A 16532-nucleotide genomic window follows, 5' to 3' on the forward strand; every position below is an offset into this window, starting at 1 on the left:
CTGGATCGACAGCCCCGAAGGGCGCGCGTCCTCGCTGGAGTCGATCGGCCGCTCGCTGTCGCGGCGCAACCACGGCCGGTCCCGCGCGGTGGTGCTCGCCCACGACCACGACGAGGCGGTCAAGGGGGCGCGGCGTTCAATACCGACGGCTCGGCCACCGGTGGCGCCGGCGGTGTCGGCGGTAACACCGCAACCGGGGAAGCCGGTGTCGGTGGCGCCGGCGGTGACGCCACCTCCGACAACGGCATCGTGACCGGTGGTGACGCCGGCGACGGAGGCCGGGCCACGCTCAACGGTGACGGCGGCGACGGCGGCGCCGGGGGCAACGCGTCCGGAGACGACTCCGCGACCGGTGGCGATGGCGGTGACGGCGGAGCCGACGGAGTGTTCGGGGGGACCGGCGGCGACGGCGGTGACGGCGGTGATGCCGAAGCCACCGACGAATCCAACGCCACGGGCGGCGCCGGCGGGTCAGGCAGCTCCGGGGGAACCGACGGTGCTGACGGAACCGGCAGCGCGCGGGGAGACTCGGGCGACGACGTCTGAACGCCGCCGAACTTGCATTCCAGCAGGTCCTCTCTCGCATTCTCGCTGCTGGAATGCAATTTCGTCGCGTTGAAAGTCATTGCCGAAGAATGGCTTTGGCGTGAGGCTATGATCGCCCAATGTCCGAGTTCGCAAACACGTCCAGTCGTACGAATCAGCTCGTCATCGCCGCCCTGGTGGTCGCCGTCGCGGCGTTGGCCGTCGCGGTCTGGGCGTTGCTGAGCTCGCCGTCGAGCGAGACGTCGTCGGCGACGGCCGACCAGTCCACCGATCCCAAGACGCGGGTGTGCGGCGCGTTCGACCTGGTGCGCGGTGCGGTTTCGCTGCAGACCAACGCCAACCTCGGCGAGGATCCGGTGGCCGTGCAGGCCGTCGCCGCCAACGCGCGGCTGGCCACTCTCGGCGGCGGGCAGTTCCTGCTGTCCCGGCTCGACGGTGACGTGCCGTCCGATCTCGCCGAGGCGGTGCGGACTTTCGCGAACAACCTCGAGTACATCGGGATGAGCCAGCTTGCCGGTGCCCCCGGCAACGACCCGACTCAGACCGACCGGATGAACGACGCGCAGGCGGCGTCGACGAGAATCGCCGAGCTCTGCGGGTAGTCCGGATCAGACCGGGACGAACTCGACGCCGGCCAGGGCCACCGCGTTGTCGCGTTCCGGCGCGGTGACGACGGCCGTGTACGCGCTGCCGCTGTCGTCTTTCCAGACGTTCACCCGCAGCGTCTCGCCCGGGAACACCACGCCCGCCATCCGGGCGCCGTAGGACTTCAGCCCGGCCACGTCGCCGTCGAGAAGGTTGTCAACCAGCGCCTTGCAGGTCATCCCGTAGGTGCACAGCCCGTGCAGGATCGGACGCGGAAAACCAGCTGCCGCAGCGAAATCCGGGTCGGAATGCAGCGGATTGCGATCGCCGCACATGCGGTAGAGCAGCGCCTGCTGCGGTGAGGTCGGGACGGACAGTTCGAGATCGGGCGCACGGTCGGGAGCCGCGGACGACCCCGAGGGGCCACGATCGCCGCCGAAGCCGCCTTCACCGCGGGCGAAGATCGAGCGCTTCTGGGTCCACAGCAGCGTGCCGCCGGGATCCTTGACCTCGGTCTCCGACCAGATGACCGCGGCCTTGCCCTTGTCCCAGATCTCGGTGAACCGGGTGACCGCGACGCCGGTGCCGGAGGCCGGAATCGGGCCGGGCACCGTGACGGCCTCGCTGGCGTGCAGGACCTTGCTCAACTCGATGTCGATACCCGGGAACTTCACCGCGGGCGGCTCGGTCATGTGGAAGCTCTGGGCGACGTTGCCGAACGTCGGGAGCACCTGCGGGGTGTCGTCGACGAGGTAGCGCAGCTCGGCCTTGTCCATCGGGTCGCCGCCCGCGCCCAGGCCCAGGTGATACAGCTGGATGTCGCTACTGGTCCAGGAGAATTCGACCGGGTCGAGCTCGGCGCCGATGGCTTCGTCGAGGTTGATGGGCACTTTCAGTCCTTCCCTGCAATGGCCAGCGCTGCGAGATACCCGAACGTCATCGCGGGGCCGATGGTGCCGCCGGGTCCGGGGTAGGTGTGGCCCATCACCGGCGCGCTCACGTTGCCCGCGGCGTAGAGGCCTTCGATGACCGAACCGTCGTCGCGCAGCGCGCGGCCCCGCACGTCGGTGACGACGCCGCCCTTGGTACCGAGGTCGCCGGGCACCATCTTCGCCGCGTAGAACGGACCCTGGCTGATCTCACCGAGGTTCGGGTTCGGCTTGTTGGTCGGGTCGCCGTAGTAGCGGTCGTACGCGCTCTCGCCGCGTTTGAAGTCCTCGTCCACACCCGAGCGGGCGAACCCGTTGAAGCGCTCCACCGTGGCCTTGAAGGTGTCGGCCGGCAGACCCGTTCTGGTGGCGAGTTCGTCGAGGGTGTCGGCCTTGACGATCACGCCCGATTCCAGCCATTTCTTCGGAATGCGTTGCCCCGGTTGCAGTCCGGCGAAGATGTATCGGTCGCGGTAACGCTGGTCGAACACCAGCCAGGCCGGGATGTTCTCGCCGGGGCCCGGGCCCTGGCCGTACCGGCCGCCGTACATGTGGTGGCAGGCCTCGACGTAGGGCATCGACTCGTTCATGAAGCGTTTGCCCGCCATGTTCACGATGATCGAGCCGGGGGAGTTGCGCTCGGACAGCGCGAACCACGGGGAGTCCACGAGCGGCACCGTCGGCCCCCACCAGGCGTCCTCCATGACGTCGAGCGCCGCACCCAGCTTCTCGGCGGCCAGGATCCCGTCGCCGGTGTTGGCCTTGGCGCCGACCGTCCACTCCGTGGTGATCGGCGCACGCTGGTACTTCACCCGCATCTGTTCGTTGTGCTCGAACCCGCCGCTGCCCAGGATGACGCCGCGGCGTGCCCGGATCAATTGTGGCTCAGCTGATTCCGAGTCACGGGTGTCCCTGACATAGATGCCGCGGACCACGCCGTCCTCCACATGGAGATCGGTCATCGCGGTGTTGAGTCGCACCGGGACGCCGGCGTCGCGCAGACCGATGCGCAGCGGCGCGATCAGCGCGCGGCCCATGCCCACCAGGTTCTTGCCGGTGGTGTTGGCCCACACCGACCGGGCCCCGACCTTGAGGCTGCGCAACAGCCCGCGGGGATGCCGCTTGAGCTGGTTGAGCCGCACATAGTCCTGCTGCATCACCACCATGTTCATCGGCACCTTGCCGTAGGGCGGTTCGAGACCGGCCATGTCTTCGCCGAGCTTCTTGGCGTCGAAGGGTTTCGGTTCCACTGAGCGGCCGGTGGCCTTGCCGCCCGGGGTCTCGGGGTAGTAGTCGGAGTAGTTGGGCACCCAGCACAGCTTCAGCGGCGAGTGCTTGAGCACGAACGACAGCATCTCGGGACCGCGCTCAAGGTAGGTGTCGATCTTCTCGGCGGGCACCACGTCGCCGATGATCGCGTGCAGGTAGGTGCGGGCCGCTTCCGCCGTGTCTTTGACACCGTCGCGCTTGAGGACCTCGTTGTTCGGGATCCACACGCCGCCACCTGACCGCGCAGTGGAACCTCCGTAGTGCGGGGCCTTCTCAACGACTATCGTCGAGAGGCCCTGGTGGGCGGCGGTCAGGGCGGCGACCATACCGGCGGCGCCGCTGCCGACCACGACGACGTCATACTCCTGCTCCGTCATGTAGAACACGTTATAGAATTGCCCGGCCGACTAACAACTGTGCCGGTCGACGAAACGAGGGGACTTCACCAATGTTGTCCGATGAGGTGCGCGAGAAGCTCGCCGCAGACCTGGCCGAGGCGGAGCGCAGCCGCGTGCCGATCGCTCCGCTCACCGACGGTCACCCCGACATCGACGTGGTGGACGCCTACGAGATCCAGCTCATCAACATCCGCCAGCGGGTCGCCGAGGGCGCCCGGGTGATCGGCCACAAGGTGGGCCTGTCGTCCGAGGCCATGCAGAAGATGATGAACGTCGACGAGCCCGACTACGGGCACCTGCTCGACGAGATGCAGGTGTTCGAAGACGTTCCGGTCAAGTCCGGCCGATATCTGTATCCGCGGGTCGAGGTCGAGGTCGGGTTCATTCTGTCCGACGACCTGCCGGGGGCGGGATGCACCGAGGACGACGTGCTGGCGGCGACGGCGGCGTTCGCGCCGGCGATCGAGTTGATCGACACCAGGATCACCAACTGGCAGATCAAACTGTGCGACACCATCGCCGACAACGCGAGCTCGGCGGGTTGGGTGCTCGGCGAGGCGCGGGTGTCGCCCAAAGACATCGACATCCGGGCCATCGAGGCGACGTTGACCAACAACGGCGAGGTGGTTGCGGAAGGACGCAGCGATGCGGTGCTGGGGAATCCGGTCACCGCGGTCGCGTGGCTGGCCCGCAAGGTCGAAGGTTTCGGTGTCCGGCTCAAGGCCGGCGACATCGTGCTGCCAGGGTCGTGCACCCGTGCGATAGATGCACCTCCCGGCAGCCATTTCGTCGCCGACTTCAGCGGGTTAGGTTCAGTACGACTGGATTTCGAATAGGAGCCGGCATATGGCTGAGAAGAAGTCTGTGGCGATCGTGGGTTCGGGCAACATCAGCACCGATCTGCTCTACAAGTTGTTGCGTTCGGAGTGGCTGGAGCCGCGCTGGATGATCGGGATCGATCCCGAGAGCGAGGGGTTGGCGCGGGCCCGCAAGCTCGGACTGGAGACCTCGCACGAAGGTGTGGACTGGCTGCTGGCCCAGAGCGAGTTGCCCGACATGGTCTTCGAGGCCACCAGTGCCTATGTGCACCGCGATGCCGCTCCGCGCTACGCCGAGGCCGGCATCCGCGCGATCGACCTGACCCCGGCCGCGGTCGGGCCCGGGGTGATCCCGCCGGCCAACCTGCGCGAACATCTCGAGGCGCCCAACGTCAACATGGTCACGTGCGGCGGGCAGGCCACCATCCCGATCGTGCACGCGGTGTCCCGCGTGGTGGGCGTTCCCTACGCCGAGATCGTCGCATCCGTGTCGTCGGCGTCGGCCGGCCCGGGCACCCGCGCGAACATCGACGAGTTCACCAAGACCACCAGCGCCGGGGTGCAGAACATCGGCGGCGCCCAGCGCGGCAAGGCCATCATCATCCTCAACCCGGCCGAACCGCCGATGATCATGCGCGACACCATCTTCTGCGCGATCCCCCCAGATACGGATCAAGCCGCCGTCGTTCAGTCGATCAAGGATGTGGTGGCCGAGGTGCAGACCTACGTGCCCGGCTACCGGCTGCTCAACGAGCCGCAGTTCGACGAACCGTCGGTGGTCAACGGGGGCAACCATCTGGTCACGACGTTCATCGAGGTGGAGGGTGCGGGTGACTACCTGCCGCCGTACGCTGGAAACCTGGACATCATGACCGCCGCGGCCACGAAGGTGGGCGAGGAAATCGCCAGGGATCGGGTCGTCACGTCAACGGCAGGAGTGCAATCATGAGCACCGAAGGCGTCTACTTCAACCCGGTCTGGGACGTCCGGATGACGGACACGTCGTTGCGCGACGGTAGTCACCACAAGCGGCACCAGTTCACCAAGGACGAGGTGCACGCGATCGTGGCCGCGCTGGACGCCGCCGGGGTGCCGGTCATCGAGGTCACCCACGGCGACGGGCTCGGCGGCTCGAGCTTCAACTACGGATTCTCCAAGACCCCGGAGCAGGAGCTGATCAAGCTGGCCGCCGAGACGGCCAAGGAATCCAAGATCGCCTTCCTGATGCTGCCCGGCGTCGGCACCAAGGAGGACATCAAGGAGGCCCAGAACAACGGCGGGTCGATCTGCCGGATCGCGACCCACTGCACCGAGGCCGACGTCTCCATCCAGCACTTCGGGCTGGCCCGGGAACTCGGGCTGGAGACCGTCGGCTTCCTGATGATGAGCCACACCATCCCGCCGGAGAAGCTCGCCAAGCAGGCCCGCATCATGGCCGATGCCGGCTGCCAGTGCGTCTACGTCGTGGACTCGGCGGGTGCGCTGGTGCTCGAAGGGGTGCGGGACCGGGTCGCGGCGCTGGTCGCCGAACTCGGTTCGGATGCCCAGGTGGGATTCCACGGTCACGAGAACCTCGGCCTCGGCGTCGCCAACTCGATCGAGGCGGTGCGGGCCGGAGCCAAGCAGATCGACGGCTCGTGCCGGCGGTTCGGCGCCGGTGCAGGCAACGCACCGGTCGAGGCGCTGATCGGGGTGTTCGACAAGATCGGGGTCAAGACCGGCATCGACTTCTTCGACATCGCCGACGCCGCCGAAGAGGTCGTCGCGCCCGCCATGCCGGCCGAGTGCCTGCTGGACCGCAACGCGTTGATCATGGGCTATTCGGGGGTGTACTCCAGCTTCCTCAAGCACGCCATCCGGCAGTCTGAGCGCTACGGCGTTCCCGCGCACAAGCTGCTGCACCGCGCGGGGCAGCGCAAGCTGATCGGCGGCCAGGAAGACCAGCTGATCGACATCGCGCTGGAGATCAAGCGCGAGATGGAGGCCTCTCCCGCGTCCTGACGCGTCGGACCCGGCGGGCACGATGGTGCCATGACGACGCGGGCCGACGCACAGGCGATCCTCGAACGACTGGCCGGGCCGGGCGCCGTGCTGCGCGACGACCAGTGGACGGCGATCGAGACGCTGGTGGTGCACCGGCGCCGGGCACTCGTCGTGCAGCGCACCGGGTGGGGCAAGTCGGCGGTCTACTTCATCTCCGCCAAGCTGCTGCGCGCCGCCGGCCACGGGCCGACCGTCATCGTGTCGCCGCTGCTGGCGTTGATGCGCAACCAGGTCGCGGCCGCCGAACGGGCCGGTGTGCACGCCGCCACCATCAACTCCAGCAACGTCACCGACTGGGAGGAGATCCACCAGCGGGTCAGGTCCGGGGACCTCGACGTGCTGCTGGTGAGCCCGGAACGCCTGAACAACCCCGACTTCCGCGACGAGGTGCTGCCCGCACTCGCCCACGACGCGGGCCTGGTGGTCGTCGACGAGGCGCACTGCGTGTCGGACTGGGGCCACGACTTCCGGCCCGACTACCGGCGCATCCGCACACTGCTGGCCGACCTCGGCGCCGACGTGCCGGTGCTGGCCACCACCGCGACCGCCAACGACCGGGTGGTCGCCGACGTCGCCGCCCAGTTGGGGGTCGGCGGTGCGGACACCCTGGTGCTGCGCGGCGGGCTGGACCGCGAGTCGCTGCGACTGTCGGTGGTGCATGCCGGAAATCCGGCGCAGCGCGCGGCATGGCTTGTGGCGCACCTTGATTCGCTGCCCGGATCGGGGATCGTCTACACCCTGACGGTGGCCCAAGCCCACGACGTGGCGTCCCTGCTCACCGAACACGGACACAAGGTCGCCGCCTACACCGGGTCCACCGAGGCCGCCGAACGGGAGCAACTCGAAGCCGACCTGCTGGACAACCGGGTGAAAGCGCTCATCGCCACGTCGGCGCTCGGCATGGGGTTCGACAAACCCGATCTCGGTTTCGTCGTGCACCTGGGCGCACCGTCGTCGCCGATCGCGTACTACCAGCAGGTCGGCCGCGCCGGCCGTGCCACCGCCGGCGCCGAGGTGGTCCTGCTGCCCGGGCGCGAGGACCAGGATGTGTGGCGGTATTTCGCCTCCGTTGCCTTTCCGTCAGAAGGCATGGTGCGCAATGTGATCCGCGCACTGGACCCGGACCGTCCGCAGTCGACGGCGGCGCTGGAACCGCTGGTCGACCTCAATCGGTCACGGCTGGAGATGGTGCTGAAGGTCCTCGACGTCGACGGTGCGGTGCGGCGGGTCAAGGGCGGCTGGATCGGCACCGGTGCGCCGTGGGAATACGACGAGCCGCGTTACCGCACCCTCGACGAGGCCCGCCGGCGTGAACAGCAGGCCATGCTCGACTACCAATCCACCGACGGCTGCCGGATGGCTTTCCTGCGCCGCCAGCTCGACGATCCCGAACTCGGCGCCGGCGAGCGGTGCGGCCGGTGCGACAACTGTGCCGGGTCGCGTTTCTCCGCCGACGTCGACGCTGCCGTCGCCGAGGACTCCCGGCAGCGCCTCATGCGTCCGGGGGTCGAGTTGACGCCGCGCAAGCAGTGGCCGACAGGACTCGCCAAGATCGGTGTCGATCTGAGCGGACGCATCACCGACGGCCCGGCGCCCGGACGCGTCATCGGCCGGTTGACCGACCTCGGCTGGGGCGCGCGGCTGCGCAAACTGCTCGACGAGCAGGACGGCGAGGTCCCCGACGACGTGGTGCAGGCGGCGGTCAAGGTGCTCGCGTCCTGGAACTGGGAGAACCGGCCGACCGCGGTGATGGCTCTGGACTCGCTCTCGCACCCTGTGCTGATCGCGTCGCTGGCGCGCAGGCTCGCCGGCCTCGGACGGCTCGCCGACCTCGGCGTGCTGCGCTACGCGCCCGACCGGCGCCCCGCGACCGCGGCGAACTCCGCCTACCGCGTCGCCGCGCTGTGCGGCGCGTGGGAGATCCCGGACCCGGCAGTCCTCGGCGCGGTGACCGGGCCGGTGCTGCTCGTCGACGACATGACCGACACCGGGTGGACGATGACGATGGCCGCACGGGTGCTGCGCGCGGCCGGGGCGCCCGCGGTCCTGCCGTTCGCGTTGGCCGCTACCTCGTAGAGAATTTTTCCGCCGGATCGATACCGCTCGCGGCCTGCGCCGATGTCCGGCCGGCCGGTGGCGGGCGCGGCGGAGGGTGTTTGGCCCCGGCACCGTCTGGATAGGCCTGTACCGCGACCGAATGAACAGATCCCCGAAAACCTTGAGGAGTGATCTTTTATGAACGCGTCCGTCACGACTGTGCGCCGCGGCCTGTTCGGCATGTTCGCCGGTGGCCTGCTCGCCTTCGGTTCGGCGGCGATCGTCGCGCCGGTGTCCAATGCGCAGCCCGCCGCCCCCGACTGCTCGGCCAGCAATGTGGCCGGAACGGTGAGTTCGGTGGCCGCCACCGAGGGTGCCTACCTGGCAGCCAACCCGCAGACCGACCAGGCTCTGTCGGCCATCGCGACCCAGCCGCAGCCTGAGGCGCAGGCCGCCTATGGGGCGTTCTTCGCGCAGAACCCGCAGGTCGAGGACCAGCTGAAGGCGATCCACCAGCCGGTGTCCGCGCTGCAGAACCAGTGCGGCGTCGAAGTGGTGCCGACACCGGTGGCCGAAGCCGTCTCGAACAGCACCGAGCCCGGCGAAACACCCTCGGCCCCTGAGGCTCCCGAAGTGATCGCGCCGCAGGTGGGCTGACCTCGCCGGTCAGAAGATCCGTTTGTCCCCGCCGAGCTGGGTGGTCACCGCGTCCGCGGTGGCCACCACGGCTTGCGCCCGGTCGGTGATCTCGTTGTCGGTCAACGATTTTCCGACGTGCAGCGACGCAACCATCACCTGTCGCCGGTAGTGATCGTAGACCGGGGCCGAGATCACGCTGATGTCGTGTTTCGTGCGACCGGGACTTTCGGCACGCAGATAGACCCGCTCTCCGATGTCGGAGACGAGCTCGCCCAGCAACGCGCGCAGTTCGTCGGGCAACTCGGTCGGCATGCCGGCCATCAGCGAGTACAGCCGTCGCCCGCCCACCGTCTGCCGCTCCACCAGGTAGCCGTCGGCACGGCAGGCGGCCACCACCCGGTTGAGCCGCTCGGTGTCGGTGCGCAGCGGAATGGTGGGCGGCCTTCGGAGCCAATCACGTTCGGCTTCGTCGTCCCACAGCACGAACATCAGGCCGACCGGCGGTGCGAACGGGTAGCTCTGACCCACCTCCACGCCGGGCCGCGCTCCGGACGGCGCGACCAGGTCCAGCAGGGTGATGCGGTCGTCGACGACCGCCGAGAGTGCCGCCGTCGCACCGAACCGCATCGACAGCAGACGCAACTGTTCCCGTGCGGCCGGGCTGACCCGCATCGACTCCTGGGCCCGGTGGCCGAGAGTGATCAGTGACGGTCCCAGCCGGTAGGTTTTGTCGGCCGGATCGCGGACGAGGTAACCGGCGTCGGCGAGCGAGGTGACGATGCCCAGACACGTCGGCTTGGTCAGACCCACCCGGCGGGCGAGTTCGGACACCCCGAAGCGCTCCTGCGGCCGGCTCGCGAGAAAGTCGAGGATGCGCACCACCCGGTCCGTCGGGGGCGACGCGCGTCCAGGGGCCGGCGGTGACGACATGCCGGCAGCCTACCGAACGGTCCATATTTGGAACATGCCGGTAGGATATTGACTCCAGATAGAACAGGTTCTAGTTTCGGACTGTGTTCACGCAGCCGCTGGCCGATGCCATCGCCGAAGCCGAGAAACTCGTCGCCGCCGCCCCGTTCATCGAATCCGAGGCCGACCTCCTGGAAGGCCTGCAGTACCTGGCCGGGTGCATCGCCGCATGCACGCACGTCGCGTTCGACTACGACCGTGACCACCCGTTCCTGCACAGCGGCACCGGACCGTTCACCAAGATGGCCCTCGACAACCCCGACACGCTGTACTTCGGCACCCGCGTGCAGCCCGGCCACGAGTACGTCGTCACCGGTACCCGGGGCACCACCACCGACGTCAGCTTCCAGCTCCTGGGCGGTGAGTACACCGACGAGGTGGTGCCCGACAGTGAGACCGCGTTCGACGACCGCAAGCTCGACATCGCCGCCGACGGCACCTTCGAGTGGCGGTTCACCCCGGCGGTGCCGTCCCAACTCGTGATCCGCGAGGTCTACAACGACTGGTCCGCCCGGCGCGGCACGTTCGCGATCGCGCGCACCGACACCGCGGGCACCGCGCCACCGCCGCTGACCCGCGAACTCATCGAGAAGCGCTACGCCGTCGCGGGTAAACAGCTCGTGCAGCGGGTCAAGACGTGGCTGCAGTTCCCGCAGTGGTTCTACAACGACACGGCGCCGAACTCGATGGTGGCGCCCAGGCTCACACCGGGCGGGCTCGCGACGCAGTACTCGTCGACCGGCCAGTTCGACCTGACCGCCGACCAGGCGCTCGTCATCACGATCCCGGTCCCGGATGCGCCCTACCTCGGGTTCCAGCTCGGCAGCCTGTGGTACATCTCGCTGGACTACATCAACCACCAGACGTCGCTGAACGGCACTCAGGCGCAGGCGGATCCGGACGGCAAGATCCGCATCGTCGTCTCCGAGCAGAACCCGGGAGTGACGAACTGGGTGGAGACGCTCGGGCACCGCCGGGGTTTTCTGCAGTTCCGGTGGCAGCGGCTCTCGCGCGAGTTGACGCCCGCGGACGGCCCGACGTTGGAGCTGGTGGAGGTCGGCCGGGTTGGCGAGGCACTGCCGTACTACGAGTCGAACAGGATCTCAGAGGACGACTGGCGGGCACGTATCGCGCTGCGCCAGAAGCAGATCGGCGAAAGAATGGTGGGTTGAGATGGCGCTCGGGCTTCTGCAGGACAAGGTCGTCGTCATCAGCGGCGTCGGACCGGCGCTCGGTACCACGCTGGCGCGCCGCTGCGCGGAGGAAGGTGCCGACCTGGTGCTCGCCGCGCGCACGGTCGAACGGCTCGACGATGTCGCCAAGCAGATCACCGATCTCGGCAGGCGCGCCCTGTCGGTGGGTACCGACATCACCGACGACGCGCAGGTGGCCGACCTGGTCGACGAATCACTCAAGGCCTACGGCAGGGTCGACGTGTTGATCAACAACGCGTTCCGGGTACCGTCGATGAAACCGTTCGCCAACACCACCTTCGAGCACATGCGCGACGCGATCGAGCTGACGGTGTTCGGCGCGCTGCGGATGGTGCAGGCGTTCAATCCGGCGCTGGCCGAGGCGAAAGGTTCGGTCGTCAACGTGAACTCGATGGTGGTCCGCCACTCGCAGGCCAAGTACGGCGCCTACAAGATGGCCAAATCGGCGTTGCTGGCGATGTCGCAGACGCTGGCCACCGAGCTGGGCGAGCAGGGCATCCGCGTGAATTCCGTGCTGCCCGGCTATATCTGGGGCGGCACCCTGGAGTCCTATTTCACCCATCAGGCCGGCAAGTACGGCACCACCGTCGAGGAGATCTACAAGGCCACCGCCGCGGCCTCGGACCTCAAGCGGCTGCCCACCGAGGACGAGGTGGCCTCGGCGATCCTGTTCATGGCCAGCGACCTGTCCAGCGGCATCACCGGCCAGGCGCTCGACGTCAACTGCGGGGAGTTCAAGGCGTGAGTGGTTCGAGCGCACGTACCGATGTGGGCACCGTCGAGGATCTGCACGCGTCGGCCACCAAGGCCTGCGGTCTCGACGATTTCGGTTCCGACGACGACAACTACCGCGAGGCGCTCGGCGTCCTTCTCGAGTCCTACCAGCGGGACGCCGACCTGACCGAGCTCGGCAGCAAGATGCAGCGGTTCTTCCTGCGCAATGCGCTGGTGGCCCGGCTGGTCTCCGAGGCGGCGTTCAAGCAGTACCCCGAGCACACCGACGTGGTGATCGAACGTCCGATCTTCGTCACCGGGCTGCCGCGCACCGGGACCACGGCGGTGCACCGCCTGCTGGCCGCCGATCCACGCCACCAGGGTCTGGAGCTGTGGCTGGCCGAGTTCCCGCAGCCGCGCCCGCCGCGTGAAACATGGTCGCAGAATCCGGTTTTCCAGCAACTCGACGCGCAGTTCAGCAAGGCGCACGAGGAGAATCCGGACTACACCGGCCTGCATTTCATGACCGCCGACGAGGTGGAGGAGTGCTGGCAGCTGCTGCGCCAGTCGCTGCACTCGGTGTCCTACGAGACCCTGGCCCATGTGCCCACCTACTCGCGATGGCTGGCCGGTCAGGACTGGACCAAGCCGTATCAACGGCACCGGCGCAACCTGCAGCTGATCGGGCTCAACGACCGGGAGAAGCGCTGGGTGCTGAAGAACCCCAGCCACCTGTTCGCGCTGGATGCGTTGTTCGCGACCTACCCGGACGCGCTGGTGGTGCAGTGCCACCGGCCGGCCGAGACGATCATGGCGTCGATGTGCTCGCTGGCCCAGCACACCACCGCGGGCTGGTCGAACACCTTCGCCGGCGAGGTGATCGGCGCCGACTCGATGGAGACCTGGTCCCGCGGTCTGGAATTGTTCAACGCCGAACGCGCCAAGCATGATCCGGCACAGTTCTACGATCTGGACTACTTCGCGCTGATCAAGGATCCGATCGGCGTTGTCGAGGACATCTACCGCGCGTTCGGCATCGAGTTCACCGACGCCGCGCGGGAGGCGATGTCGCGGACCGACCAGCAGAGCAAGCAGGGGCCGCGTGCGCCCAAACACACCTATTCGCTGGCCGATTACGGTCTGACCGCCGAGCAGGTCCGGGCGCGGTTCGAGAACCTCTAGCCGTCACCGGGCGACGGCGCGCTGGAGTACTCCTCCAGGCATCCCTCGGCGACGGCGTGCCTGATGCTGTCGGCCAGCCGCGGGCACGAGGGGGAGCGCGCGGGATCGCCGCCGGCGTCCCGGATCTCGGTGAAATGAGCGCAGCGCTGGGTGGCCTCGCGGGTCCACTGCACCGAGGTGTGCGCGGGACCGAGCTTTTTCACCTTGACCGCGACATGACAGAAGCGGCAGTCCACCGATACCAGGCCGGAGTTCAGATACCGTTCGCGGTCGGCCTGGCTACTCGCCCGCACGGCCGCGGCACGATCCGGATCCGACGCGAAATCCGGTGCCTTGCGCCAGGATCCGGGTCCGTCCCCGCCGCGTCCCGGAGTGTGGCCGTGCTCGTGTTCCTCGTCGTCATGCCCGTGCAGCAGGAGCATCGACCTGGCGAGGCGGTCCACATCCGGTTGGCGGCTCATGTCGCCTGCTTCTCGGCTTCCCGTGCCTTGAGGTTCTCCTCGACCTCGACGTGCCATTTCTCGTTGGCCACCGTCGTGTCGACCTCCATCTCGAACCGGTCGGTCATCTCCGGCGTCACGTCGGCGAGGTCGACGTAGAACTGCTGGTACCAGCGCCGCATCTGATAGACCGCGCCGTCTTCCTCCACCAGCAGCGGATTGTCGATGCGCGTCTTGTGCTTCCAGATCTCGACGTCCTGCAGGAAGCCCTTGCTGACCCCTTCGGTGAACGCGTCGGCCAGCTTCTCGGTGGTCTTGTCGTCCAGGCCTTTGGGCTTCTCGACGATCACACCCCACTGCAGCACGAACGAATCCTGGGTGACCGGATAGTGGCAGTTGATCAGGATCGACTCGGCCTTGAAGTCGCCGTAGGTGTTGTGCAGCCAGTTGATCATGAACGACGGCCCGAAGTAGCTGGCCTCGGAGTCCAGCGACGCGTCACCGTAGGCGGTGCCCATGTCGTTGACGTCGGGCCGGCCGACGTTGTGCAGGTACTGGCTGGCGATGTGACCCTCGAACACGTTCTTGAAGTACGTCGGCAACCCGAAATGGATGTAGAAGAAGTGCGCCATGTCGGTGACGTTGTCGATGATCTCGCGGCAGTTGGAGCCCTTGATCAGCATCGAGTTCCACTTCCAGTCGGTCCACTCGCCGCTGGACCATTGCGGGATCTCCGGGATGCGCACCTCGGGCTGGGGCGGGTTGCCCTCGTGGTCGTGCCAGACGAACAGCAGGCCGCCGCGCACGTCGGTGTGCCACGAGCGGGTGCGGGCCAGGCGCGGGGTGCGTTTGGCGTAGGGGACCAGCTTGCACCTGCCGTCGCCGCCCCAGCGCCAGTCGTGGAACGGGCAGGCCACCTCGTCGCCCTTGATGGTGCCCTGGGCGAGGTTGCCGCCCATGTGCCGGCAGTAGCCGTCGAGCACCTTCAGCTCGCCCTTCGAATCGGCGAACACGACCAGCATGGTCCCGAAGATCTCGATCCCGTGCGGCTGCCCGTCCAGGAAGTTCTTCACCGGGCCCAGGCAGTGCCAGCCCCGCGCATAGCGGTCGGGCAGCGTGCCGGTGTCGATCTCGCGGATCGTCGCGGTTCCCGCAGTTGACTCGGTGCTCACCTCGGGCCTCCCCATTCTCGGCTTCTAACTAGAACACGTTACAGTTTTTGCTCTCGTCGGCGCAATCGAACGCCCCTCACCTGCGCGAAATGTTGCCTTCACCACTCAAGTGCACCGGATACCCATTTGCACTCGCCCTATATAGTGAACAAAGTGTCCAGTATTGCTAGTGCCGTCCGACCTGCGCCGACCACCGCGCTGGGCAGCCGCCCGGCGCGGCGCTGGCTCGCGGTCGCCGCGGCCACGTTCGCGATCGCGTGGGGCGGCAACGAGTTCACCCCGCTGCTGGTGATGTACCGATCCGGTGACGGCTTCTCCGCGCTGACCGTCGATCTGCTGCTGTTCGCCTACGTGCTGGGCATCGTGCCCGCGCTGCTGATCGGCGGCCCGCTGTCCGACCGGTTCGGCCGCAGGCCGTTGATGCTGCCCGCACCGGTGCTGGCGGCGGTGGGCTCGACGATCCTGGCGCTCGGGGCGCAGTCGGCACCGATGCTCGGCGTCGGCCGGGTGTTCAGTGGACTGGCGCTCGGACTGGCCATGGCCGTCGGCGGCAGCTGGATCAAAGAACTGTCCAGCCCGCCGTGGGAGGACGGCGACGCCGGTGCCCGGCGCGCGGCGATGAGCTTGACCTGCGGGTTCGGTCTCGGCGCCGGGGTGGCGGGGGTGCTCGCCGAGTGGGGTCCGGCGCCCACGGTGCTGCCCTACGTGGTCAACATCGTGCTGGCACTGACCGCGGCGGTGCTGCTGTGCGCCGCCCCCGAGACGCGCACCCGCCACGCCTCCGGGCGCGCGTGGTGGACCGGTCTGGCGGTTCCCGGTGTGTCGCACCGCCGGTTTCTGTTCGTGATCGCCCCGTTGGCGCCGTGGGTGTTCGGCGCGGGCGCGTCGGCCTACGCGGTACTGCCCGCGCTGATGGCGGACCGGGCCGGGTCTGCGCCCATCGCGTTCTCGGCGTTGATGTGCCTCGTCACGCTCGGCGTGGGTTTCGTCGTGCAGAACCTGGCCCGCAATCTGGACGCCGGCGGCGCCGCCGGCGTGGTGATCGCGCTGACCCTGATGGTGCTCGGGATGGCGCTGGCCGCGTGGGCGGCGGCGGTGCTGACGATCTGGGCGGCGCTGGTGGCCGCGGCGGTGCTCGGCGCCGGATACGGGATGGCGCTGTTGGCGGGTCTGCAGCAGATCCAGCGCATCGCCGGCCCCGACGACCTCGCCGGGCTGACCGCGGTGTTCTACAGCCTGACGTACCTGGGCTTCGCGGTGCCCGCGATCCTGGCGTTCGCGGTGCGGTCGTTCAGCTATCCGGTGATGTTCGGTTTCGGCGCGGTCGCGGCGGTGGCCACTCTGGTTGTCGCGGCGGTGGGGTCCAGACGGGCGCCCGCCTAGGCTGACCGCGTGGTGGACAGCGGATCGGCGAGTCGTCGTGGCCGCCCGCGCAGCGAAGCGGTCCGCAGCGCAGTGCTCACCGCGGCCGCCATCGAGAACGACGTCGCCGTGGCCCAGGAGTTCCGGGACCGGTACCGCTGTTTCGTCGTCGACGAGTACCAGGACGTCACACCGCTGCAGCAGCGGGTGCTCGA

16 protein-coding genes and 2 pseudogenes are annotated in these 16532 nt (G+C 68.2%); 13 read left to right on the plus strand and 5 right to left on the minus strand.

Features of this window, described 5'->3' with window-relative positions:
- From ASJ79_RS34925 to ASJ79_RS02455, 3 genes and pseudogenes are all read left to right on the plus strand, one after another.
- Nucleotides 1–133 (plus strand): annotated as a pseudogene (locus tag ASJ79_RS34925) (hypothetical protein); the annotation flags it as partial.
- Between the two features lie 116 nt (nucleotides 134–249).
- Nucleotides 250–546 (plus strand): hypothetical protein, encoded by a 297-nt coding sequence (locus ASJ79_RS31900; RefSeq protein ID WP_067952872.1) that lies wholly within the window; start codon nucleotides 250–252, stop codon nucleotides 544–546.
- A 119-nt stretch (nucleotides 547–665) separates the two neighbouring features.
- A complete protein-coding gene (locus tag ASJ79_RS02455; RefSeq protein ID WP_067952874.1) occupies nucleotides 666–1148 on the plus strand; it encodes a hypothetical protein in 483 nt (160 codons plus the stop codon).
- 6 nt (nucleotides 1149–1154) lie between these two features.
- On the opposite strand, the gene ASJ79_RS02460 is transcribed toward ASJ79_RS02455, so the two are convergent.
- Together ASJ79_RS02460 and kstD are read right to left on the minus strand one after the other, a co-directional pair.
- Nucleotides 1155–2021, minus strand: a complete 867-nt coding sequence (locus tag ASJ79_RS02460; RefSeq protein ID WP_067952876.1) for a MaoC family dehydratase — start codon at nucleotides 2019–2021, stop codon at nucleotides 1155–1157.
- Between the two features lie 2 nt (nucleotides 2022–2023).
- The gene (gene kstD, locus ASJ79_RS02465) at nucleotides 2024–3706 is read right to left on the minus strand and encodes a 3-oxosteroid 1-dehydrogenase (protein ID WP_067952900.1); all 1683 of its coding nucleotides are present in this window, start codon (nucleotides 3704–3706) and stop codon (nucleotides 2024–2026) included.
- Between the two features lie 71 nt (nucleotides 3707–3777).
- Between kstD and ASJ79_RS02470 the strand changes: the two genes are divergently transcribed.
- From ASJ79_RS02470 to ASJ79_RS02490, 5 genes are all read left to right on the plus strand, one after another.
- The gene (locus ASJ79_RS02470) at nucleotides 3778–4563 is read left to right on the plus strand and encodes a 2-keto-4-pentenoate hydratase (RefSeq protein ID WP_067952878.1); all 786 of its coding nucleotides are present in this window, start codon (nucleotides 3778–3780) and stop codon (nucleotides 4561–4563) included.
- A 10-nt stretch (nucleotides 4564–4573) separates the two neighbouring features.
- On the plus strand, nucleotides 4574–5494 hold the full coding sequence (locus ASJ79_RS02475) for an acetaldehyde dehydrogenase (acetylating) (protein ID WP_067952881.1): 921 nt from the start codon (nucleotides 4574–4576) through the stop codon (nucleotides 5492–5494).
- The gene (gene dmpG / locus ASJ79_RS02480) at nucleotides 5491–6546 is read left to right on the plus strand and encodes a 4-hydroxy-2-oxovalerate aldolase (protein WP_067952882.1); all 1056 of its coding nucleotides are present in this window, start codon (nucleotides 5491–5493) and stop codon (nucleotides 6544–6546) included. Before ASJ79_RS02475 ends, dmpG begins: the two co-directional genes overlap by 4 nt.
- A gap of 30 nt (nucleotides 6547–6576) precedes the next feature.
- A complete protein-coding gene (locus ASJ79_RS02485; RefSeq protein ID WP_067952883.1) occupies nucleotides 6577–8664 on the plus strand; it encodes a RecQ family ATP-dependent DNA helicase in 2088 nt (695 codons plus the stop codon).
- Nucleotides 8665–8823: 159 nt separating this feature from the next.
- The gene (locus tag ASJ79_RS02490; RefSeq protein ID WP_067952885.1) at nucleotides 8824–9282 is read left to right on the plus strand and encodes a heme-binding protein; all 459 of its coding nucleotides are present in this window, start codon (nucleotides 8824–8826) and stop codon (nucleotides 9280–9282) included.
- Between the two features lie 9 nt (nucleotides 9283–9291).
- Here the strand turns inward: ASJ79_RS02490 and ASJ79_RS02495 are convergent, their stop codons facing one another.
- A complete protein-coding gene (locus ASJ79_RS02495) occupies nucleotides 9292–10194 on the minus strand; it encodes an IclR family transcriptional regulator (RefSeq protein WP_067952887.1) in 903 nt (300 codons plus the stop codon).
- An 83-nt stretch (nucleotides 10195–10277) separates the two neighbouring features.
- On the opposite strand from ASJ79_RS02495, the gene ASJ79_RS02500 reads away from it, so the two are divergent.
- From ASJ79_RS02500 to ASJ79_RS02510, 3 genes are read left to right on the plus strand one after another with little or no spacing between them, the layout of a single operon-like run.
- The gene (locus ASJ79_RS02500; protein WP_067952889.1) at nucleotides 10278–11405 is read left to right on the plus strand and encodes a hypothetical protein; all 1128 of its coding nucleotides are present in this window, start codon (nucleotides 10278–10280) and stop codon (nucleotides 11403–11405) included.
- A gap of 1 nt (nucleotide 11406) precedes the next feature.
- Nucleotides 11407–12192: an SDR family oxidoreductase gene (locus tag ASJ79_RS02505; RefSeq protein ID WP_067952891.1), complete on the plus strand. Its 786-nt coding sequence runs from the start codon at nucleotides 11407–11409 to the stop codon at nucleotides 12190–12192.
- Nucleotides 12189–13343, plus strand: a complete 1155-nt coding sequence (locus ASJ79_RS02510) for a sulfotransferase (RefSeq protein ID WP_067952894.1) — start codon at nucleotides 12189–12191, stop codon at nucleotides 13341–13343. The genes ASJ79_RS02505 and ASJ79_RS02510 overlap by 4 nt, the downstream gene beginning before the upstream one ends.
- Here ASJ79_RS02510 and ASJ79_RS02515 read toward each other — a convergent pair.
- Together ASJ79_RS02515 and ASJ79_RS02520 are read right to left on the minus strand one after the other, a co-directional pair.
- A complete protein-coding gene (locus ASJ79_RS02515) occupies nucleotides 13340–13804 on the minus strand; it encodes a hypothetical protein (RefSeq protein WP_067952896.1) in 465 nt (154 codons plus the stop codon). The genes ASJ79_RS02510 and ASJ79_RS02515 overlap by 4 nt on opposite strands.
- Nucleotides 13801–14955: a Rieske 2Fe-2S domain-containing protein gene (locus ASJ79_RS02520; protein ID WP_067952898.1), complete on the minus strand. Its 1155-nt coding sequence runs from the start codon at nucleotides 14953–14955 to the stop codon at nucleotides 13801–13803. The genes ASJ79_RS02515 and ASJ79_RS02520 overlap by 4 nt, the downstream gene beginning before the upstream one ends.
- A gap of 162 nt (nucleotides 14956–15117) precedes the next feature.
- On the opposite strand from ASJ79_RS02520, the gene ASJ79_RS02525 reads away from it, so the two are divergent.
- Together ASJ79_RS02525 and ASJ79_RS31905 are read left to right on the plus strand one after the other, a co-directional pair.
- On the plus strand, nucleotides 15118–16338 hold the full coding sequence (locus ASJ79_RS02525; protein WP_231750688.1) for an MFS transporter: 1221 nt from the start codon (nucleotides 15118–15120) through the stop codon (nucleotides 16336–16338).
- A 78-nt stretch (nucleotides 16339–16416) separates the two neighbouring features.
- Nucleotides 16417–16532 (plus strand): annotated as a pseudogene (locus ASJ79_RS31905) (UvrD-helicase domain-containing protein); the annotation flags it as partial.

The organism is Mycobacterium sp. NAZ190054, from assembly GCF_001545925.1.
Classification (GTDB): Bacteria; Actinomycetota; Actinomycetes; order Mycobacteriales; family Mycobacteriaceae; genus Mycobacterium.